This is a genomic window from Paraburkholderia sp. BCC1885, assembly GCF_900996235.1.
GTDB lineage: Bacteria > Pseudomonadota > Gammaproteobacteria > Burkholderiales > Burkholderiaceae > Paraburkholderia.
Window position 1 is genome coordinate 146109 of record NZ_CAAJGM010000088.1, and the last position, 20341, is coordinate 166449.

Below are 20341 nucleotides of genomic sequence, written 5' to 3' on the forward strand. Positions count from 1 at the left end.
ATGACTCTCGATCTTTCCGTCGCAACACACGACACCGTGGGCGCGAAACATGCCTTGCCGCCCGAACTGAGCCCACCGGTCGAACCGGACCGGATCGCCGACGACGCACAGGCGCTGCTGGCAGCACGCCGTCTCGCCACGAAATTCGCTGCCGAAGCGGCGTTGCGCGATCGCGAACGACGCCTGCCGTGGGCCGAACTCGATGCATTCGTCGCAAGCGGCCTGTGGGGCATCACCGTGCCGCGCGAATTCGGTGGCGCGGGCGTGCGCAACGGCACGCTCGCTGAAGTGACCGCGATCATCTCGGCGGCCGATGGCTCGCTCGGCCAGATTCCGCAAAACCATTTCTACGCGCTGGAAGTGCTGCGCGTCGGCGGCAGCATCGAACAACAGCGGTTTTTCTATCAGCGCGTGCTGGCAGGCGAGCGCTTCGGCAATGCGCTGGCCGAGATCGGCCACAAGGATTTCAAGCGACGCACGCGGCTCACGCGCGGTGCGGATGGCTGGCATGTCGACGGCCGCAAGTTCTATTGCACGGGCGCGCTCTACGCCCACTGGATTCCGACGCTGGTCGTCGCGGAAGAACAGGGCCGCGATGTCACGTATCTGGCCTTCATTCCACGCGACACGCCGGGCGTGACGGTCACGGACGACTGGGACGGCTTCGGCCAACGCGTCACCGGCAGCGGTTCGGTGCAGTTCGAGCAGGTACATGTCGAGCCGGAATGGGTTGTGCCGTTCCAGGTGTCGTTCGAGCGGGCCACCACGATCGGCCCGCTCGCGCAGATCATCCACGCTGCGATCGATCTCGGCCAGGCGCGCGGCGCGTTCGACGCCGCGCTGCAATTCGTGCGCGAGCGCTCGCGGCCATGGATCGACGCCAAGGTCGAACGCGCCGCCGACGACCCGCTGACCATCGCGCAGTTCGGCGACCTCGCGGTGCGGCTGCGCGCGGCGGAAGCCTTGTTGCGCCGCGCCGGCCGTTTCGTCGACGCCGCCCAGGCGGATTCCACCGAGCGCAGCGTGGCGCAGGCCTCGGTCGCAGTGGCCGAGGCGCGGGCCTTGACCACCACCGTGTCGCTCGACGCGGGCTCACGCCTGTTCGAGCTGGCCGGCACCGCCGCCACGCTGGACGGCCTCGGACTGGACCGCTTCTGGCGTAACGCGCGCACGCATACGCTGCATGACCCGGTGCGCTGGAAGTATCATGCGGTGGGTAACTTCTACCTCAACGACAAGCTGCCGCCCCGGCATGGAGCCTTGTAATGGCGAAGAAACAGATCCTGCTCAACGCATTCAACATGAATTGCGTCGGCCATATCAATCATGGCTTGTGGACGCATCCACGCGACCGCTCGACGGATTACCGCCTCCTGCCGTACTGGACCAATCTGGCGCGCACGCTGGAACGCGGCCTGTTCGATGGCCTGTTTCTGGCCGATATCGTCGGTGTCTACGACGTGTATCAGCACAACGTGGATGTCACGCTGCGCGAGTCGATCCAGTTGCCGGTCAACGATCCGACGCTGCTGGTGTCGGCCATGGCCGCGGTGACGGAAAACCTCGGCTTCGGGGTCACCGTCAATCTCACTTACGAGCAGCCGTATCTGCTGGCACGCCGTTTCTCGACGCTCGATCATCTGACGCAGGGACGAATTGGCTGGAACATCGTGACCGGTTATCTCGACAGCGCGGCGCGTGCGATGGGCCTGAACGAGCAACTGCCGCACGACGAGCGTTACGAACGGGCCGACGAATATCTCGACATTCTCTACAAGCTGTGGGAGGGCAGTTGGGAAGATGGCGCCGTGCTGCGCGACAAGATTGGCCGCGTGTTCGCGGACCCGGCCAAGGTGCATGAAGTGAAACACGCAGGGCGTTATTACAACGTCGAGGGCTACCACCTTGCTGAGCCGTCGCCGCAGCGCACGCCGGTGCTGTTCCAGGCCGGCAGTTCCGGACGCGGTCAGCGTTTCGCGGCGCGGCACGCCGAGTGCGTGTTCATCTCGCCGCCAAGCCGGGCGGTGGGCCGTGAAACGGTAAGAACCTTGCGCGAGCAACTGGTGCAGGCCGGGCGTCGTCCGGACGACGTCAAGATTTTCGTCGGCGCGGCCGTCGTGACCGGCGCCACCGAGGCCGAGGCACGCGAAAAATATGCGGACTATCTGCGTTACGCCAGCCGCGAGGCCGGACTTGCGCACTTCGCGGCCAGCACCGGCATCGACTACGCGCAATACGATCTCGACGAACCGGTGGACTATGCGCCCACCAATGCCATCGAATCGGCCACGCGGACCGCGAAGCAGCATGGCTGGACGCGTCGCAAGCTGCTGGAGATGTTCGAGCTCGGTGGCCGCTATCCGGCGATCGTCGGCACTGCTGCTCAGGTGGCGGACGAATTGCAGGCGTGGGTCGAGGAAGCCGGCGTCGACGGCTTCAATCTGAGCCGCACTGTCGTGCCGGAGAGTTACGAGGACTTTATCGACTTCGTGGTGCCCGAATTGCAGAATCGTGGGCTGTACAAGACTGCATATGCTGAGGGATCCTTAAGAAACAAGCTCTTCAGCGAAGGTGATCAGTTACCCGCACGGCACGCGGCGGCGAGTTTCCGTCGCAAGACGGCGGAGACGGTGTAACTGGCTGATGAATTGCTGATAATAACGGGGCTTTGCGCTCGCTTGGTGTTTTCGCAAGGCCCCGGTTACGCATCTACGTCAACCTCAGAGGACCAGCCGGCCTTCTGCGGCAATCTCGGCCAGCGGCTTGCGCGGGCTTGGCACTTCACGGGCCCGCAGCGGCTCCGGCAGGGAGTTTTTATCGCCGGCACGGCCGATTGCCACACCGGCTTCGATCGAATACGCGTCGGGCACAGCCAACCCCTGGCGAATCTTGTCGTGCTCGATACCCGCCATGCCATGCGCGTGCCATCCCGAGAGGCTGGCCTGCAGCGCGAGATAAGCCCATGCCGCGCCGCTATCGAACGAGTGGGTCGTCGCAGGCACTTCCGCAGTGCCACCAGGCGGCGTAAAGGTGTTCTTCGACAGCACGATCACAATGGCCGCCGAATGTTGTGCCCAGCTCCGGTTGAACTCGTTGAGGAAGCCGAGAAATTGCGTCCAATGCTCCGTGTCGCGGCGCGCATAGGCGAAGCGCCACGGCTGCGAGTTGTAGGAGGAGGGCGCCCAGCGCGCTGCTTCAAAAAACGTCAAAAGCGTGGCTTCAGGAATGGTCTCCTGCGTAAAGGCGCGCGGCGACCAGCGGTTGAGAAAGCTCACGTCGATCGGGTGGTCCGCGGTACGGTTGTTCGATGTGGTCATGGCTCTGTCCAGAAAGTGACGAAAGCTGGCTGGCGACAGCGGCCCTGCCGCGGTCTGCGATTGCCTCAGCCAGCACCCGGTTGTTCATTCAAGCGCCGTGTGAGGCGCCAGTAAGCAGTTATAGACGATTTGGCGCGGTTCGATGTGATCATGCCCGCGCGAGGCGGGCATGATCGTCCTTGCGGGCCGCTGGATCGGCGGCGCATGCGGCGCGTGTGCACTACGCGCGAGGCTGCGGCGCCTAGAAATCGAATCCCGGGCCGCCTGCGCCCGGACCGCCCGCGGGCAAGGCCGGCGCGGCGTCTTTTGGTGCTTCGTAGACGGTGGCGTCGGTGGTCAGCAACAGGCCGGCTACCGAAGCCGCGTTCTGTAAGGCCGTGCGCGTGACCTTGGTCGGATCGAGCACGCCCGATTCGACCAGATCGCCGTACTCGCCGGTCTGTGCGTTGTAACCGAAATTGCCGCTGCCTTCCGCGACCTTCGCCACCACGACGCTGGCTTCCTCGCCCGCGTTCGAGACGATCTGGCGCAGCGGTTCTTCAAGCGCACGCAACACGATTTTCACCCCGGCGTCCTGATCGGGATTGCTGCCTTTCAGGCCGATGATCGCATTGCGAACCCGAATCAGCGCCACGCCGCCGCCCGGCACAATGCCTTCGTCGACCGCCGCGCGAGTCGCGTGCAACGCGTCGTCGACGCGGTCTTTCTTTTCCTTGACCTCGATCTCGGTCGCGCCGCCCACCTTGATTACGGCCACGCCGCCCGCCAGTTTGGCGACGCGTTCCTGGAGCTTTTCGCGGTCGTAGTCGGAGGTGGCCTCTTCGATCTGCACACGAATCTGCTTGACGCGCGCTTCGATGGTCTGCGGATCGCCACCGCCGTCGATTACCGTGGTGTTTTCCTTGCCCACTTCCACGCGTTTGGCCTGGCCCAGTTCAGCGAGCGTGGCCTTTTCGAGGGTGAGACCGGTTTCTTCCGCAATCACCTGGCCACCAGTCAGGATGGCGATGTCTTCGAGCAGCGCCTTGCGCCGATCGCCGAAGCCTGGCGCCTTCACCGCGACCGTCTTCAGTATGCCGCGGATATTGTTGACCACGAGTGTCGCGAGCGCCTCGCCTTCGACGTCCTCGGCGATGATCAGCAGCGGTCGGCCCGCCTTGGCGACCTGTTCGAGCACCGGCAGCAGATCGCGAATGTTCGAAACCTTCTTGTCGTGCAGCAGAATGAACGGGTTATCGAGAACCGCAACCTGTTTGTCCGGGTTATTGATGAAATACGGCGACAGGTAGCCGCGATCGAACTGCAGACCTTCAACCACTTCGAGTTCGTCCTCGAGCGACTTGCCGTCTTCGACAGTAATCACACCTTCCTTGCCGACGCGGTCGATTGCCTCGGCAATGCGCTGCCCGATCGATTCTTCGCCGTTCGCGGAGATCGTCGCCACCTGGGCGATCTCCTTGCTGGTGGTGGTCGGCTTGCTGATCTTTTTGAGCTCTTCGATCGCGGCGAGCACGGCCTTGTCGATGCCACGTTTAAGATCGAGCGGATTCAGGCCGGCGGCAACATATTTCTGTCCCTCGCGCACGATAGCCTGGGCCAGTACGGTGGCCGTGGTGGTGCCGTCGCCGGCGGCGTCGCTGGTGCGCGAGGCCACTTCCTTGACGAGTTGTGCGCCAATATTCTGCAGCTTGTCGGCCAGTTCGATTTCCTTGGCGACCGACACGCCGTCCTTGGTTACGATCGGCGCGCCGAACGAACGTTCGAGCACCACATTGCGACCCTTCGGACCCAGCGTAACTTTCACTGCATTCGCGAGCACGTTCACGCCTTCGACCAGTTTCGAACGTGCGATGTCGCTAAAGACGATTTCTTTGGCTGCCATGGTATGAAACTCCCTTTATTGATGAACGACGGCGACGATGTCTTCTTCGCGCAACACGAGCAGGTCCGTGCCGTCGACCTTGACTTGCTGGCCCGCATACTTGCCGAACAGCACGCGCTCGCCGACCTTCAGGTCCGGCTCGATACGTTTGCCATCGCCGTCGCGCTTGCCGGGGCCGACAGCGAGCACTTCGCCCTGGTCCGGTTTTTCGGCGGCGCTTTCGGGAATCACGATGCCCGAGGCGGTTTTCGTCTCCTGATCGAGACGTTTGACGATGACGCGATCATGCAAAGGACGTAGGCTCATTTAGACTTTCCTGCAGAGGGATTTGGCACTCTTCGCTGGCGAGTGCTGACCATGATCGAGTATAAGAACGGGCTACGGAGTGCTCCAATAACGAATCCTCAAATGCTTATCCGCGTTTTGCTGTTTAGGTTATGGACCACACTGCAAATTCCCGCCCGAAGGAGCACGGCTAGCCGCCCCGTACAGATTTGCATATATGAATTTGTCGTTTTGCCAATGCGCCGCGCGTGGCTACCATGCAACGCTTGAGCTACTCGCGCGAAACCCGTCATCATGTCCACCGTTGCTTTTCCCTCGCCCCCCGTTGCCACGCCGACGCATGCAGAAAGTGCCACCCATCCCACCGTCATTCGTTCTGCTCACGATGTCTCGCGCATCGTCAATGCAGGTGCTGCACAGGGAAGCAACGCACGCATCGTGATTGCAATTGCGCTGGGCGGGGTGTTTCTGGATGCCTACGACCTGACTTCGCTCGCTTACGGCGTCAAGGACATCGCGCGCCAGTTTTCGCTTTCGCCGGTACAGGTGGGCTTCGTTTCATCGGCGATCACGTTCGGTGCGATTCTCGGCGCGCTGTTCGGCGGCTACCTGACCGACCGTATCGGGCGTTACCGTGTGTTCATGGCCGATATGCTGTTCTTCGTCGTCGCGGCGATCGCGGCCGGCCTGGCGCCGAACGCGTGGGTGCTCGGCGGAGCGCGTTTTCTGATGGGCTTCGGTGTGGGTCTTGATCTGCCGGTGGCAATGGCGTTTCTGGCGGAGTTCTCGCGCGTGGCGGGCAAGGGCAACAAGGCGGCCAGCGTGGCTGCGTGGTGTCCGGCCTGGTACGCGGCGACCAGCACGTGCTATCTGCTGATTCTCGGGCTGTACGCGATTCTTCCCGAGCATCACTTAGGCTGGCTGTGGCGTCTGACGCTCGCCTTTGGTGCAGTGCCGGCTATCGTGATCATTCTCGTGCGCAGCCGCTATATCAGCGAGTCGCCGGTGTGGGCTGCGAATCAGGGCGATCTGGACGAAGCCGCGCGCATTCTCAAACGCTCGTATGGCGTGGATGCAGTGGTCGAACGCAGCGCCGAGCCGCTCAAGGCGCCGCGTGCCGCCTCGTGGCGCAACTATGGGGTGCTGTTCAACCGCACCTATCGCAGCCGGACGATTCTCGCCGCAACGATCGGCGCCGCGTCTTCGTTCGGGTATAACGCGATCATCTTCGGCTTGCCCGTGATCATCACCAGCTTCTTCCATCAAGGCCCGCTGACGACGATTATCGCGGCGCTGACGCTGAACCTGGCGTTTGCTTTTGTCGGTGGATTGATCGGAGTCCGAACTGCGCCCACCGTAGGTGCATGGAAGATGACGGTGCTCGGCCATTCGCTGCAGTTTGCGTCATTGATCGGGCTTGCCTTGATCGGCAAGCCGGGCAGCGGCGTGCTCGTGGTGCTGGCGATTCTGCTGCTCGGCGGCTATCTGTTCGGGCAGGGCTTCGGACCGGGATCGCATTCGATGACCTATGCATCGCTCAGCTATCCCACCTCGATTCGCGGCATTGGCGTGGGCTTCAACCAGGCGCTGGTGCGTTCGGCTTCGACGATCTCGCTGTTTCTGTTTCCGGTTCTGTCCGCCGCGCTGGGGACGAAAGTGTTCTGGGTGATCGCCGTGGCGCCGCTGACTTCGCTGCTGGTGTTGCTGATGATCCGCTGGGAACCGTCGGGGTATGACATCGACGCCGAGGATTATCTCGATCCGCTTGGGGCAACCGCGGGCGCGTCATCCTTCGTCGGCCTGCAACTGAACGGCATCGAAGCGCCGATAAAGTAGCCGCGCGGCAAAGTCGAGCAAAAACCCCAGCGCGCCAATCACCACGATCACCGCAGTCAGCTCGGAATACGCCAACCTGTCGCGCGTATCGAGAATCAGGTAGCCGAGCCCCGAACTGACGCCGAGCATTTCCGCCGGCACCAGCACGATCCACACAATGCCGATGGCAAGCCGCACGCCCGTCAGCACATGCGCGGCGATGCCGGGGACGTAGACGTGCCAGAGCATTTCGCTACGCGTCGCCGCAAGACTCTCGCCGAGCTGGATCCAGCGGCGGTCGATCTGCGCGACGCCGGCCGCCGTGCTCATCACGAGCGGCCATACCGCGGCGAACGCCAGCAGAAAATACACCGCACGGTCGCCGACGCCGAGCGACATCACGGCAATCGGCATCCACGACAGCGGCGAGATCATGCGCAGAAACTGCAGCGTGGGCGAAAGCGCGGTATCGAGCGCGCGCACACGACCCAGCAAAAAGCCCGATGGCACGCCTATCAACAGCGCCCATGCAAGGCCAACGGCTATACGCCGGAGGCTGGTGACGATGTGGACGAACAGCCGGTCGTCCACGATTAGCGACGGCAAAGTCGCGGCCGCGCGCAGCGGGGAAAATTGCGCGGCGAGGCTACCGGGTTCCGTGAGCAGCGTGATGGCGAGCCACCAGATGAGGACCACGCCTACCAGTCCAGCCAGACCCGCCAGAGACCGGCGCGCCCAGCCACGCACGCGAGCCGCCGGCAGCGGCAGCGCCTGCGCGGCGCCGGCACGCGTGGAGATAGACGCAGACGCGCCGCCCGCCTCGGAGGTGGCCTCTGCCCGAACCTTAGACAATGATCGTCTCCGTGCGCTGAAAGCCCTCCGGCAACCCGAACGTGCTCATCCCGCCCACCGCCGCGATGCTGTTACGCACGAAGCGATCGTCGACTAGATCGCGTGCCGCGAAGGCCGGGTCGAGCCTGGCGAGAAACTGCCCGTTGCCTTCGACCTGGGTTGCTTTCAGCCGCTTCACCAATTCTTCGGTGTAGTCGGGATACGGGTAAGGCTGGAAGTCGATACGTTTCGGGTGCCAATCCGCGTGGACGATGGCGCGGTCGGCCAGATAGCGACCCTGGTCCGCAGCAGACGGGGCGAGTACGGTGCTTAGGACTTCTGCCGAATGAGGCATGTAATGATTTTTGCCGGATTTTGACAGCAACTGCGCGGCGTCCTGCGGATGCGCGCGCGTCCACACCTGCGCCTTGACCACCGCGTCCACCACCTTCTGCGACCAGGCGGCCCGTTCGTTCAGATCGCGCTCATGCATGGAGACCACACAGCAGGCGTGATTCTTCCAGACGTCGCCGGTAAAACGCAGCACCTTGCCGATCTTCAGCCCCTCGGCAGCCGCATTGAACGGCTCGGCGACGATGAAGCCGGCAATCTGCTTAGACGCCAGCGCGGGCGGCATGTCCGATGGCGACATCACCGTGAGCCGGACTTCGTCAGACTTGAGGTCGCCGTCTTTTTTCAGCACCGGCACGAGTCCTTGCGAGCGCAACATATCCTGCAGCACGACGTTGTGAATCGAATACCAGAACGGCACGGCGACGGTCTTGCCGCCCAGATCGCCGAGCTTGTTAATTTCAGGGGCCACCGTCAGCGCCGAGCCGTTCACGTGATTCCACGCGACGACCTTGGCCGGGGCCTGGCTGCCGTAGCGCGCCCAGATCGTCATGGGCGAGAGCAGATGGACGACGTTGACCTGTCCCGAGAGAAACGCCTCGACGAGTTGCGCCCAGCTGCGCAGCAGCGTGGGCGGCTCGACGGCGAGACCCGCCGCTTCGAAATAGCCGTTGTTGTGGGCGACGAGCAAAGGCGTAGCGTCGGTAATCGGCAGATAGCCGATGCGTACCGGCGCATTGGGGTCGGTGGCAGCGCGTGCGTTGAGCGCGCCGAGTAGCGGCGCCGCTCCGGCAACGGTGAACATCGAGGCGAGTTTGAGCCACTCGCGGCGAGACATCGGAAGCTGGCACATGCTATTGGGCCTTTATGCGTGAGCGAAGGTCGGGGAGGTGGAGGGGGGCAAAGCATGCGGCGCTTTCGACATCGAGTCGTGCAGCGCCTGCAGAATCCGGATACGCAGCGCGCCGAGTTCGGGCACGTGGGTCTCGCGCGGCGTGGGAAGGTCGACGGCGAGTTGCAGGATCAACGTGCCCTGATTGCCGAGCACGACGATGCGGTCGGAGACCAGCAGCGCCTCGTCGATGTCGTGCGTGACGAGCACGGTGGCCGCGCCCGTATCGCGTACCACTTTTAGCAACAGACGTTGCATATCGGCGCGCGTGACTTCGTCGAGCGCGCCGAACGGTTCGTCGAGCAGCAGCGTGCGAGGTTGACGCGCAAGGCAGCGGGCCAGGGCGGCGCGCTGCGCCATGCCGCCCGACAACTGCCGCGGCGCATCGTGGCGCGCATGTTCGAGGCCCACCTCGGCGAGCGCGGCACTCACCCGCTCGCGTCGGGCCTTCCGCGTCAGATGCGGTTGACGCGCAAAGCCAAGGCCGAACGCAACATTGCGCTCGACGGACAACCACGGTAGCAGACAGGGGTCCTGAAAGGCGAGCGCCACATCTGGACGCGGGCCGTCGACGGCCTCGCCATCAACCAGAACGCGTCCGCCGCTGGCTTTCTGCAAACCGGCGACGATGCGCAGCAAGGTGGATTTGCCGGAGCCGCTCGGTCCCAGGATCGACACGAGCTCGCCCGGCTGCACGCTCAGATCGACGTGATGCAGCACCTGCCGGCCCGGATAGCCAAGGCCAACTTCGCGTAGCTCGACGCGCGGCGCGCGCGTCCCGGTCACATGACTCATGCCGCTTTCGATCCTCGATGCTGGGCAAGCTGATTTTTCAGTTGCACGATGCTGGGCGTGACGATAGGCACGAAGGCCGCTTCGCGCGCGCGCCGCGCACAGCCGCTTTGGCCGCGCAGATAACCGCGTCCGCCGGTTGCCTGCACTTCGAGGGCGACGGCCGCGTTCACGAGCGCAGCCAGGGCGATGCGCACCTCGAACAGCGCCGCCGGCGTGGCGAGGAAGCCGCCATGCTGGACGCCGTCGAACACGCGCTGCGACAGCGCGCCCAGTTCGTGCGCGAGTTCCGATGCCTCATTTGCGACGGCCGCGCGGGCTGCCGCGCTGCTGGCGTCGACGGCGGCAAGCGCCCGCCGCGCAAGGCCGATCGACATGCCGCATTGCAGCCCGAGGAAGGCAGGGCGCACGTGCAGCAGAAAACCGCGGGCGTCGTCGGTGATCTGCCACGATGCGTCGAGCACGGTGCCGTCGAGCCGTAGCGCCGCCGTATTGCTCGAACGCAGCGCGATCAGGTCAAGGTCGTCGCTGCGCACGAGGCCGGGGGCATCGTGCGGCAAGGCAAAGATCGAAGGCGGGGCGCCGTCGTTATGATCGAAGGCCGCGGCAGCCAGAAAACCTTCGCGGCGCAGGTTCGTGATCCACGGCAGGCTGCCGTTCAGTGTCCACTGCTGGCCGGCGCCCTGGCTGCCCGGGTTCAGCGGCGTCGCGTTCATCTGCAACGCCTCGATGCTCGACAGGTACTTCATCGCGTTCGACAGACCCGTCGCGCCGGCCAGTTCGCCCGCGAGCAGCGCCGGCAGCGCACGGCTGCGCAAGCCTTCGTTCGGGCTGTGCAGCAGATACTCGATGAAGGTCCGTTGTCCCCAGAAAACGAAAGCCGCCGCGAGCGAGTGCTCCGCGACGCTGGCAACCGCTTCGATCGCCTCGACTGTGCTGCCGCCGCAGCCGCCCAGACTGACCGGCACGCCGATCCGCAATAGCTGCGCGCGGCCGAGTTCCGGCAGGATCTGCGCGGCGAGGTCCTGGTGGGTGTCGATTGCTTCGGCGTGCTCATCAAGCCATGCCGCGAGATCGGGCGCGCGCTCCTGCAACGAGGGCGACGACAGTTGCGCCGGCTGCGACGGCGCAATCATGCCGCTTGCACCGGCGGTGTCCAGCGATACGCGGCAAGCTGCGGATTCAGCTCGTTCCGCGCGAGGTTGTTGGCGAAGTTGCAGAGTGTGGCGAGACTCACGCCGAGCACGACTTCCAGCGCATTGGCGTCCGTAAAGCCGGCGGTGCGGAATGCCGCGAGTGCTTCGTCGGTGACGGCGCCGCGCGAGGCGATCACCGCCCGCGTGAACACGGCCACGGCTTCGAGGCGCGGGTCCGACACCGGCTGCTGGGCGCGAATCGCTTCGACCACCTGCGGCTCCAGTTGCGCTTTCTTCAGCGCGACCGCCGTGTGACCTGCCACGCAGAAACTGCAGCCATGAATGCCAGCGGCGGTGATCTGGACGGTTTCGCGTTCGGCCAGCGTGAGGCCGCTACGTCCGTTGATTTCGCCGACGGTCAGATACGCTTCCAGCGCGGTAGGCGAATTGGCGAGCGACGCGATCAGATTCGGCAGGTAGCCATTGGCGGACTGCGACTTCTGCAGGTAAGGGAGACTCGCCTCAGGGGCGCTCTCGGCGGTGTGCAAACGAAGACGGCTCATGATGGTTCCTCACAGATAAGCCCACATTGTGAGTCCGGCAACCGTGCCGGACAATGCGCGCCTGTCTGCGAATCCTGCGAGTTTGTCCAGCGGCAAATGTCCGCGTAATTCTATGCATAAATCGCTACGGCCGGTCAATGCAGCGCGGTGAATGACGGCGGGCTGACGGACGCCGTATTTTGTAGCGTGGCGGATTGGGCAGCGGGTTGTACCGCGCGGCGCCGATACGCGCCAGGCTGCACGCCGGTGACACGTTTGAACGCCTGTGCGAAGGCCGATTCCGATTGGTAGCCCACCCGTTCGGCCGCGTCCGGCAGGCTCGAGCCGCCACGCAACATGGCGGCGGCCATTTTCATGCGCACCAGCGTGACGAAGTGCGCGGGCGGCTGGCCGGAAATCTCGACGAACTGCTTGCAAAAGCGCGCTCTCGACATGTGGACGAAGTTCGCCATTGTATCGGTGGTCCAGCGTTCGGCGGGCGCTTCGATGATCGCGGCGACCAGCGGAGCGAATTGCGCGCGGCGCATCAGGGACCAGAAGCATGGCGCGATCTCGTCGCGCCCCGCCGCGGCGCGCAGCACGTAGACGAACAGCAGGTCGGTCAGACGCGCGATCAGTGGCGAGGGCGTCTGCACGTCGCGCAGCGCCTCGGCGCGAATCAGGTCGAAAATCGCTCGCGCGCCATCCAGTGAGGGATTGTCGCGCCGCGCGACGATGTAATCGGGCAGCAGGCTGAGCAGCATGTCGTCGAGCCCCGAATTGAACTCGAAGAAACCGCAGGCGATGCCCACGCTGCCGTCGGCGGGTTGGCGCGGATCGTCGGGTGAACTCAGCGGCGACATGCTGCCGAGCCGTCCGCTTTCTTGTCCGCGCGCCGGCGGCCGCGGATCCGGCGACAGGCAATGCGGCATGTCGTGCAGCAGGAACACCGCGTCACCGGCTGCGAGGCGCACGCTCTGCGCGGCGCGCTCGGCGTTGGCGGGCAGGTGCAGCCAGCACTCGCCGTGCAGCGCGAGATGGAAGCTGGCGCGATGCCGCCCCGCCGTCGACGCCTGCCAGGCGCCGCAATATTGGCCGACGTGAAAAATCGTGCTTTTCAGTTCGAGACCGGCCAGTAGCCAGTCAGCAATCGTTTCGGCGTGGGGCGACATGGGGCTCAGGCGGACACGTTAGGCACAGATACACTGCGGACCCATTACATTAGGGAAACGCCCAGCCGTTGCAACGAATTTATGGTTGGATGCTTATGCCTTGTATGCGAGATGTATGGATTGTCGAGACACGGCATGCCTTGCGGACAGCCATCGCCACGATGGCGCACGCTTTTTGCTCCGTGTACGGATCATTTGAAGGCGACGCGCGCATTCACGCCGCGCAGTCGCCGCAAAGCCCGGCCATTCAAGGAGAAGTAGCAATGCGAGGCGTAAATAACACTGTGCGGGCTGCAATTTTTTCCGCAGCGATTTCATTGCTTGCGGCCTGCGGAGGAGGACATGGCGGAAGCTCGAGCAGTTCGAGCACGCCGTCAGGCGGCGTCAATTTGCAGGTCGTCTCGTTTGGCGACAGCCTTTCCGACGTCGGCACCTATGCGCCGATTGCCAGCGCGGTGGGCGGCGGCCGCTTCACCACCAACCCCGGCCAGGTGTGGACCCAGGACGTAGCGCAATACTATGGCGGCACCTTGACGGCCGCCTATACGATCGACTTCACGCAAAAGCTCAGCCCGGCGGGCGGTTTCGGTTATGCGGAAGGCGGCGCCACGGTAGCGACGCCGGCAAACCAGAACGACTTCCTGACCGAGGTGATTGGCAACATCGAAATGCCGGTCAATCAGCAGGTTTCAAGCTATCTGAGCGCGCACGGCAGCTTTAACTCCAATCAGCTGGTGCTGGTCTGGGCGGGCGCGAACGACGTGCTGCGAGCCGGCGCATTGCCGGCCGGCGCGACTGTCGTCGAGACGGCCGCGACTACGCTCGCTCAGGTGGTGGCGCAGATCGTCGCGAGCGGCGCTACGCATGTGGTCGTGGTGAACGTGCCGAACATCGGGCTGGCGCCCGACGGGCTTGCCGCGTCCGACGGCGGTGCAACCCTGACGCAGGAATCGCAGCTGTTCAACTCGACGCTAAACGCCGGCTTGCAGACCCAGGGCATTCAAAGCAAGGTGATTCAGGTGGACGCCTATACGTGGTTGAACGGCATCATTTCGAACTTCAAGGCCAATGGCTTCTCGGTGTCGAATACGGGACAAGCCTGCGATCCGTCGAAAACGCCGGATAACACCTCCTTGCTCTGCTCGCCGGCCACTTACGTTACTGCCAACGCAGACCAGACGTATATGTTCGCCGACGATCTCCATCCGACCACGCATCTGCATACGCTCTTTGCGCAGTATGTGGAGCAGCAGATCGCCGCCAGCGGCCTCGGTCACTGAACGGCGTCGCCTGACTTTACGGCAGGATGTTGCGACTGGACGTCATGCTTATTCGAGTGCCGCCGCAGGCCCAAAGAACTCATAGTGGCTTTGGGCCTCCGGCACGCCAAGCGCCTTGAGGTGCTTTTTCACCGCCTTCATGAAGCCGATCGGGCCGAGAAAATAGGCATCCACATCGCGCGATTCGGGCAGCCATTGCGCAAGCCGCGCTTCGTCGAGATAGCCTGTTCCATTCACCGCTGCGTCTTGCGCGCGCTTTTCCGCATAGACGTAGAAGCGTTTGAGTTGCGCATGACGCGCCGCGAGTTGTTCGATTGCATCGCGGAACGCATGCACGCCGCCATGACGTGCCGCGTGGATGAAATGCACGGGACGTTGCGTTTCCAGCGCGGCTTGCAGCATGGCGAGCGTGGGCGTGATGCCGACTCCACCGCTGATCAGGACCAGCGGTTTGTCGCCGGGAATAAGCCTGAAATCGCCCGCGGGCGCGAATAGTTCGAGCGTGTCGCCTTCGTTGAGTTTCGCATGCAGATGGTTTGACACCTTGCCGTTCGGCTCGCGCTTCACGCTGATGCGATATTCGTGTCCATTCGCCGCTGCGGAGAGCGAATAATTGCGCCGCACTTCTTCCCCATTGATCACCAAACGGATGCCGATGTACTGCCCCGGCTCGAACGCCAGCAGTTCGCGGCCGTCGTCGGGGCGCAGATAGAACGAGGTGATTTCCTCGCTCTCGACCGCCTTGCGGGCGACCCGGAACAGCCGCGTGCCGCGCCAGCCGCCGGGCGCCGCTGCGTGCCGGGCATAGATCTGTTCTTCGAGTCCGATCAGCAGATCCGCGAGTTGTCGATACGCCGCCGCCCACGCCTCGATGACGGCATCCGTGGCGATCTCGGCGCCGAGCACCTCGCGGATCGATTTGAGCAGGCATTGCCCGACGATCGGATAATGCTCGGGCTGAATGTTCAGGGCGACATGCTTGTTGATGATCTGGCCGACGAGCCCGCCCAGTTGATCGAGCTGATCGATATGCCGCGCGTACATCAGCACGCTGTTGGCCAGCGCGCGTGGTTGCGCGCCGCTCGCCTGATTCGCCTGATTGAAGAGCGGCCTGACCTCGGGGTGTCCCTCGAGCAGCATTTTGTAGAAGTGCATGGTTAGTGCTTCGCCGCCGGTTTCGAGAAGCGGGACGGTGGCTTTGACGATGGCGCGATGTTCGGCAGAAAGCATGGTGCGAATTCCTGTGGAAGTGGAGGGCTCAGCAGCGTGGCTGCTACTGCCTTCTTCTATCCATGTTTTGTGCCAGGTGTAAAATCAATCTAAATCAATGATTTAGGTTTAAGGATGGTCCATACGACTCTAGTCAGACCGACTGCATCGGAGGTCGCAATGACTGCGCGCGCCGTGCTCGACGCGCTGACGCCGCTGGTGCAGGATCTTTCGCGCGACCTGCCTGATCACGAACGCTACCGGCGCTTGTTGAGCAGCCTGCGGGCACTTTTTCCTGCCGATGCAGCCGCGCTGCTGCGGCTCGATGGCGACGTGCTGGTGCCGCTCGCCATCGACGGCTTGAGTAGCGACACGCTCGGGCGCCGCTTTCGCGTCAGCGACCATCCACGCTTCGAGCAGTTGCTGGCGAGAACGGAGCCCATGCGTTTCCCGGCGGACTCCGAGTTGCCCGATCCTTACGATGGTCTGGTGCAGGGCGTGGATGGCAATCTGGCGGTCCATGATTGCCTCGGCTGTCCGCTGATGGTGCGAGGCCGTCCATGGGGACTGCTCACGCTTGACGCCGTGGATCCGGCGCGTTTCGACAGTGTGGACATGACTTCGCTGCAGGCGTTTCTGAGCCTGGGCGCGGCCACCGTGAGCGTCGTCGAGCGGATCGATACGCTGGCTCGCACGAGTGAGCAGGAGCGCAACCGGGCCGAAGCCTACCGGCAGGCGAGCGGCCAGAGCCGCCGCGAAATGATCGGCGGCAGCGCGCCGCACCGACATCTGATGGAAGAGATCGAAGTCGTCGCCAGCAGCGATCTCACCGTGTTGATTACGGGCGAAACGGGTGTCGGCAAGGAACTGGTGGCCAATGCGATCCACGCGCTGTCGTCGCGTTCCGGCAAGCCTCTGATCAGCCTGAACTGCGCGGCCCTGCCCGATACGCTCGTCGAAAGCGAATTGTTCGGGCATGTGCGGGGCGCTTTCTCGGGCGCATCGTCGGACCGGCGCGGCAAGTTCGAACTCGCCGACGGCGGCACGCTGTTTCTCGACGAAGTCGGCGAATTGCCGCTCGTCGTGCAGGCCAAGTTGCTGCGGGTGCTGCAAAACGGCCAGTTGCAAAGAATTGGTTCGGATAACGAACATCAGGTGGACGTGCGGCTGATTGCGGCCACCAACCGCGATCTGGCCGAAGAGGTGAGAGCGGGGCGGTTTCGTGCCGATCTGTATCACCGTTTGAGCGTCTATCCGCTGCGCGTGCCGCCCTTGCGCGAACGTGGCCGCGATGTATTGCTGCTCGCGGGCTTCTTTATCGAAGAAAACCGCTCGCGGCTGGGCCTTCTCAGCATACGTCTCGCTGCCGACGCGCAAGCCGCCCTGCTGCGTTATTCATGGCCGGGCAATGTGCGCGAACTCGAACATCTGATTGGGCGTAGCGCCCTGAAGGCGCTCGCAATCAATCGCGACCGGCGGCGCATTCTGACCTTGACGGCGGCTGATCTGGCACTGGCGGTGAACCGCAGCGAAGCAGGCGATGCAGCGACGCACACCGTGGCGACGCGAAATGTGGAACTCGATTTCCGCAGCGCCGTGACCGCCTACGAGCGGACCATGCTGGTGGACGCGCTGGCGCGTGCCAACCAGAACTGGGCGGCTGCCGCGCGTGAACTGGGCATGGATCGGGCCAATCTCAACCGGCTCGCCAGACGGCTCGGTCTTAAATGATTTGCCTTGATTTACGATGATCTGCTGTGCCCGGTGGAACGCGGCCTGCTCGAAGCACCGCCACGATCATAGGTGGTGAGCCGGCCTTGTCGTAATTCACCAGACGTATGGCGCTATTTGCATGCCTCGGGATGCAATGATGTCCTGGACGGCGGGGATGGCCCCTAAAACGCTTATGTCCAAGGGATTTCATGCGAACGACGACCCACGGCGGCTCACGAGTGGCATGGCGGCGCGCGCTCAAGCAACCGCTGCTGAACGTCGTGGCGAGATTGCCCGACGGCGTGCAGCGGGCGATGTTCGCGCCGCGCATCCGCCGCATCTGCATTCGCGTGCCGCTGTTGCGCGCGGTGTATTCGGGCTGCTTGCGGCGCCATCCCATCGACCTGCAATACGGCACCGATACCAGCGGCCTCGTCGACGCCGAGGCGCTGCAGCGCGATGCCAGCCTCGCGAGCCAACTACGCCCCTATATGGGCTCGCAACCGACCATCATTCGCCGCGCGCTGGACACCCTCGGCGATATCGCCGGCTATACCTTCATCGATATTGGTTGCGGCAAGGGCCGGCCGCTGATCGTCGCCTCCGAGTATCCGTTTGCGCTGGCGCTCGGCTACGACATCAGCGCGGAGCTCGTCAAGGTCGCCAACGCGAACGGCGCCGTGCTGGCGCGACGCTTTCCGCAGCGTCCGCCGATCCGCGCGGTCACGGCCAATGTCGCCGATCTGGCCGTGCCTTCGGGCAAGGTGGTCGTGTTCATGTTCAATCCGTTCGGCCCGGAATTGATGGCGACCTTGCTCGCGAAACTGGAAGAGGGCCTTGCCGGCGGCACGCTCGACCATCTGTTCGTGGTCTACGACAATCCTGTCTGCGGCGAGGTATTCGACGGCTCAGGCTATTTGCAACGGTGGTTTGCGAGGATGTTGGCGTATGACCATCGCGAACTCGGCTTTGGACCGGAAGACCAGGAAGGCGTCGTAATCTGGCAAAGCGTGCGCAATGCACGGCCGGATGCGTTTGCGGACCGCGAGCGGCCCATCACCTCCAGGGACAGGCTCAGCGCGGTTATCGAATAACACGCTCGCGCTCGCTAGCGTCTGCATCCGCATCCACGCTGTTTCCGCAGCGTGTCTGGCTGTGCGAACGGCGAAAATCACATCGCCACGGCATGCACGCCATTTCTCCGTCAAACATTGAAAGCAATCCGAAATAATTATCCTGGTGATTATCACGCTTGATTGACGGCGTGAATCAGCCGGGGAAATGCGCATGAATTTGTGAATTACCTATACGGAATTTAAGGAATAACCATTCGTTAAATGTTTGGTTCAATCCTGATTGGCAGCCTGATATCGTGTTTTCGGTTCGACGCGCATCTTCCTTCTGCCATGACCTACAACATTATCGACACCACCTTGCTGGATCCCATCGCGCGGCCGCTGCTGGATGCGCTGCAGGTCGAGTATGCGACGCGCTACCGGGAGTTTCGGCCGGACAGTGCGGCGTCGGCGAGTGAAGAGCTGGTGCGCTATCCGGCCGAGTTATTTGCGCCACCCGAAGGCGGTTTCATTGTGATCGTGCGCGACGGCGAGACCGTCGGTGGCGGCGCGTTCAAGCGCTACGACGCCACGACCGCCGAACTCAAGCGGATCTGGACGCATGCCGGCCAGCGCCGTCAGGGCCTGGCGCGTCGCGTCGTGCAGGAACTCGAGGCGCGCGCGTTACGGCAGGGATACCGGCGCGTCTATCTGACAACCGGCTTCAGGCAACCGGAAGCCGCGGCGCTTTATCTCAACGCTGGTTATGAGCCGCTGTTCGATCAATCGATTGCGCCGGAAGTCCATTTTCGCCTGCCGTTCGGCAAGGATTTGCTGGAGCCGGGCCGCACAGATTCGTTGAGCGATCTGGTGCAGCCGGAGCCGCTTGGACATCGTTAGGATTGCGTATCACAAGATCATAAAACCGCTTCTAAAAACCGCTTCTAAAAACCATTTCTCAACAGGGCATGAAAATTCATGAAACACGGCTGGAAAATTCGCTCGGCGGTGGCCGGAACGTTCATTGTATTGGCGATGGGTTTGGCGGGCGCGGCACACGCAGCCAGCGCCGCGACCGCCATCAACCTGACGCCGGATCAGCATGATCGCATCCGCGCGACGCCCGATGCTGCGGCCATCCAGGCGGTGCCTGCGACGTTTCAGTTTGCCGAAAAGGGCGACCTGGTCGTGGGCATGACCGTGGCGTGGCCGCCGCTTGGCACCTACGCGACCGATTCGAAGACCGTAGTGGGCTATGACCCGGACCTGTCGCAACTGGTCGCCGATGGTCTCGGGCGCAAGCTGAAAATCGTTGTGCTGGCGTGGGAAGACTGGCCGCTTGCTTTGCAGTCGGGCAAGGTCGACGCGGTGATATCGAATGTGACGGTCACCGAGGAACGCAAGCAGAAGTTCGACTTCTCGACCTACCGGCGCGACGTGCTGGGATTCTACGTGGCCGACTCCAGCCCAATCAGGTCGATCCGCGAACCGAAGGATGTCGCCGGTTTGCGCGTCATTACCGATTCGGGCACCAATCAGGAAAAGATTCTGCTCGAATGGGACAAAGAAAACGTCGCACACGGTCTGAAGCCGGTGCAGGTTCAGTACTACGACGACGTCGCCGTGCGGGAGGTGGCGCTGCGCTCGGGTCGCGCCGACGTCATTCTCAGCGTCAACTCGGCACTCGCCTACGCGGCGGCGCAGAAAGGCGGCATACGCTCGGTGGGCACCATCAGCGGCGGCTGGCCGATTATTGCCGACGTGGCCATCACGACGCGCAAGGGTAGTGGACTCGCCGAGCCGCTCACCCTGCTGTTGAACGACCTGATCAGCAACGGCAAATACACCCAGGTACTCGATCGCTGGAGTCTGGGCGCCGAGGCCATCGACAAGGCCCGGACTAATCCGCCGGGGCTGCCCAAGAGCTGATTCATCCGGGCAGTGAGAGGTGGCCCCGGAAATCTGGACAGTCGGTTAGGTGGAATCGCTGGGTTCTGAGATAGGCATAATGCCTACAAAGGAAACCAGACGATGACGAAGAGAACCCGGCGCACGCACTCAGCGGCGTT

18 protein-coding genes are annotated in these 20341 nt (G+C 63.3%); 8 read left to right on the forward strand and 10 right to left on the reverse strand.

Translation table 11 applies throughout. The features are described from left to right. Together FQ755_RS07510 and FQ755_RS07515 are read left to right on the forward strand one after the other, a co-directional pair. Positions 1 to 1266, forward strand: a complete 1266-nt coding sequence (locus tag FQ755_RS07510; RefSeq protein ID WP_144152669.1) for an SfnB family sulfur acquisition oxidoreductase — start codon at positions 1 to 3, stop codon at positions 1264 to 1266. Beyond that, entirely contained in the window at positions 1266 to 2636 is a 1371-nt protein-coding gene (locus tag FQ755_RS07515) for an LLM class flavin-dependent oxidoreductase (protein ID WP_144152670.1), read from the forward strand. Before FQ755_RS07510 ends, FQ755_RS07515 begins: the two co-directional genes overlap by 1 nt. Positions 2637 to 2720: 84 nt before the next feature. Here FQ755_RS07515 and FQ755_RS07520 read toward each other — a convergent pair whose 3' ends face one another. From FQ755_RS07520 to FQ755_RS07530, 3 genes are all read right to left on the reverse strand, one after another. Continuing rightward, entirely contained in the window at positions 2721 to 3317 is a 597-nt protein-coding gene (locus tag FQ755_RS07520; protein ID WP_144152671.1) for a nitroreductase family protein, read from the reverse strand. Positions 3318 to 3558: 241 nt separating this feature from the next. Then, on the reverse strand, positions 3559 to 5199 hold the full coding sequence (gene groL / locus FQ755_RS07525) for a chaperonin GroEL (protein WP_144152672.1): 1641 nt from the start codon (positions 5197 to 5199) through the stop codon (positions 3559 to 3561). Between the two features lie 15 nt (positions 5200 to 5214). Continuing rightward, positions 5215 to 5505: a co-chaperone GroES gene (locus FQ755_RS07530; RefSeq protein WP_144152674.1), complete on the reverse strand. Its 291-nt coding sequence runs from the start codon at positions 5503 to 5505 to the stop codon at positions 5215 to 5217. A 273-nt stretch (positions 5506 to 5778) separates the two neighbouring features. Here FQ755_RS07530 and FQ755_RS07535 point away from each other — a divergent pair, with 273 nt between their 5' ends. Continuing rightward, the gene (locus FQ755_RS07535; protein ID WP_144152676.1) at positions 5779 to 7320 is read left to right on the forward strand and encodes an MFS transporter; all 1542 of its coding nucleotides are present in this window, start codon (positions 5779 to 5781) and stop codon (positions 7318 to 7320) included. Here FQ755_RS07535 and FQ755_RS07540 read toward each other — a convergent pair. The 6 genes from FQ755_RS07540 to FQ755_RS07565 all read right to left on the reverse strand — a co-directional run bounded on the left by FQ755_RS07540 (position 7270) and on the right by FQ755_RS07565 (position 13015). Beyond that, on the reverse strand, positions 7270 to 8151 hold the full coding sequence (locus FQ755_RS07540) for an ABC transporter permease (protein ID WP_409937222.1): 882 nt from the start codon (positions 8149 to 8151) through the stop codon (positions 7270 to 7272). The two genes, FQ755_RS07535 and FQ755_RS07540, sit on opposite strands and share 51 nt — an antisense overlap. Further along, positions 8144 to 9334: an ABC transporter substrate-binding protein gene (locus FQ755_RS07545; protein WP_144152678.1), complete on the reverse strand. Its 1191-nt coding sequence runs from the start codon at positions 9332 to 9334 to the stop codon at positions 8144 to 8146. The genes FQ755_RS07540 and FQ755_RS07545 overlap by 8 nt, the downstream gene beginning before the upstream one ends. Positions 9335 to 9346: 12 nt before the next feature. After that, a complete protein-coding gene (locus tag FQ755_RS07550; protein WP_144152680.1) occupies positions 9347 to 10168 on the reverse strand; it encodes an ABC transporter ATP-binding protein in 822 nt (273 codons plus the stop codon). Continuing rightward, positions 10165 to 11301, reverse strand: a complete 1137-nt coding sequence (locus tag FQ755_RS07555; protein WP_144152682.1) for an acyl-CoA dehydrogenase family protein — start codon at positions 11299 to 11301, stop codon at positions 10165 to 10167. The genes FQ755_RS07550 and FQ755_RS07555 overlap by 4 nt, the downstream gene beginning before the upstream one ends. Then, a complete protein-coding gene (locus FQ755_RS07560; protein WP_144152684.1) occupies positions 11298 to 11864 on the reverse strand; it encodes a carboxymuconolactone decarboxylase family protein in 567 nt (188 codons plus the stop codon). The genes FQ755_RS07555 and FQ755_RS07560 overlap by 4 nt, the downstream gene beginning before the upstream one ends. Before the next feature lie 134 nt (positions 11865 to 11998). Then, entirely contained in the window at positions 11999 to 13015 is a 1017-nt protein-coding gene (locus FQ755_RS07565; protein ID WP_144152686.1) for an AraC family transcriptional regulator, read from the reverse strand. Positions 13016 to 13278: 263 nt separating this feature from the next. On the opposite strand from FQ755_RS07565, the gene FQ755_RS07570 reads away from it, so the two are divergent. Next, positions 13279 to 14295, forward strand: coding sequence for an SGNH/GDSL hydrolase family protein (locus FQ755_RS07570; protein WP_144152688.1), 1017 nt, complete (start codon positions 13279 to 13281; stop codon positions 14293 to 14295). A 48-nt stretch (positions 14296 to 14343) separates the two neighbouring features. On the opposite strand, the gene hmpA is transcribed toward FQ755_RS07570, so the two are convergent. Then, positions 14344 to 15525 carry an NO-inducible flavohemoprotein gene (gene hmpA / locus FQ755_RS07575; protein WP_144152690.1) on the reverse strand — a complete coding sequence of 394 codons (1182 nt, stop codon included), beginning with the start codon at positions 15523 to 15525 and terminating at the stop codon, positions 14344 to 14346. Between the two features lie 114 nt (positions 15526 to 15639). Here hmpA and norR point away from each other — a divergent pair, with 114 nt between their 5' ends. The 4 genes from norR (at position 15640) to FQ755_RS07595 (ending at position 20201) form a co-directional block, all read left to right on the forward strand. Next, on the forward strand, positions 15640 to 17235 hold the full coding sequence (gene norR, locus FQ755_RS07580; RefSeq protein ID WP_144152692.1) for a nitric oxide reductase transcriptional regulator NorR: 1596 nt from the start codon (positions 15640 to 15642) through the stop codon (positions 17233 to 17235). 191 nt (positions 17236 to 17426) lie between these two features. Next, on the forward strand, positions 17427 to 18311 hold the full coding sequence (locus tag FQ755_RS07585) for a class I SAM-dependent methyltransferase (protein ID WP_144152694.1): 885 nt from the start codon (positions 17427 to 17429) through the stop codon (positions 18309 to 18311). 312 nt (positions 18312 to 18623) lie between these two features. Next, positions 18624 to 19172: a GNAT family N-acetyltransferase gene (locus tag FQ755_RS07590; protein WP_144152696.1), complete on the forward strand. Its 549-nt coding sequence runs from the start codon at positions 18624 to 18626 to the stop codon at positions 19170 to 19172. Between the two features lie 78 nt (positions 19173 to 19250). Next, positions 19251 to 20201, forward strand: coding sequence for an ABC transporter substrate-binding protein (locus tag FQ755_RS07595; RefSeq protein WP_144152698.1), 951 nt, complete (start codon positions 19251 to 19253; stop codon positions 20199 to 20201). Positions 20202 to 20341: the final 140 nt, after the last annotated feature.

Excerpts from the sequence above, each read along its gene's own strand:
- FQ755_RS07515 (WP_144152670.1), top strand. The coding sequence starts at position 1,266 with ATGGCGAAGAAACAGATCCTGCTCAACGCATTCAACATGAATTGCGTC.
- FQ755_RS07570 (WP_144152688.1), top strand. The coding sequence starts at position 13,279 with ATGCGAGGCGTAAATAACACTGTGCGGGCTGCAATTTTTTCCGCAGCG.
- FQ755_RS07510 (WP_144152669.1), top strand. The coding sequence starts at position 1 with ATGACTCTCGATCTTTCCGTCGCAACACACGACACCGTGGGCGCGAAA.
- FQ755_RS07520 (WP_144152671.1), bottom strand. The coding sequence starts at position 3,317 with ATGACCACATCGAACAACCGTACCGCGGACCACCCGATCGACGTGAGC.
- FQ755_RS07555 (WP_144152682.1), bottom strand. The coding sequence starts at position 11,301 with ATGATTGCGCCGTCGCAGCCGGCGCAACTGTCGTCGCCCTCGTTGCAG.
- FQ755_RS07560 (WP_144152684.1), bottom strand. The coding sequence starts at position 11,864 with ATGAGCCGTCTTCGTTTGCACACCGCCGAGAGCGCCCCTGAGGCGAGT.
- hmpA (WP_144152690.1), bottom strand. The coding sequence starts at position 15,525 with ATGCTTTCTGCCGAACATCGCGCCATCGTCAAAGCCACCGTCCCGCTT.
- groL (WP_144152672.1), bottom strand. The coding sequence starts at position 5,199 with ATGGCAGCCAAAGAAATCGTCTTTAGCGACATCGCACGTTCGAAACTG.
- FQ755_RS07550 (WP_144152680.1), bottom strand. The coding sequence starts at position 10,168 with ATGAGTCATGTGACCGGGACGCGCGCGCCGCGCGTCGAGCTACGCGAA.
- FQ755_RS07530 (WP_144152674.1), bottom strand. The coding sequence starts at position 5,505 with ATGAGCCTACGTCCTTTGCATGATCGCGTCATCGTCAAACGTCTCGAT.
- norR (WP_144152692.1), top strand. The coding sequence starts at position 15,640 with ATGGTCCATACGACTCTAGTCAGACCGACTGCATCGGAGGTCGCAATG.
- FQ755_RS07565 (WP_144152686.1), bottom strand. The coding sequence starts at position 13,015 with ATGTCGCCCCACGCCGAAACGATTGCTGACTGGCTACTGGCCGGTCTC.
- FQ755_RS07535 (WP_144152676.1), top strand. The coding sequence starts at position 5,779 with ATGTCCACCGTTGCTTTTCCCTCGCCCCCCGTTGCCACGCCGACGCAT.
- FQ755_RS07595 (WP_144152698.1), top strand. The coding sequence starts at position 19,251 with ATGAAACACGGCTGGAAAATTCGCTCGGCGGTGGCCGGAACGTTCATT.
- FQ755_RS07585 (WP_144152694.1), top strand. The coding sequence starts at position 17,427 with ATGCGAACGACGACCCACGGCGGCTCACGAGTGGCATGGCGGCGCGCG.
- FQ755_RS07590 (WP_144152696.1), top strand. The coding sequence starts at position 18,624 with ATGACCTACAACATTATCGACACCACCTTGCTGGATCCCATCGCGCGG.
- FQ755_RS07545 (WP_144152678.1), bottom strand. The coding sequence starts at position 9,334 with ATGTGCCAGCTTCCGATGTCTCGCCGCGAGTGGCTCAAACTCGCCTCG.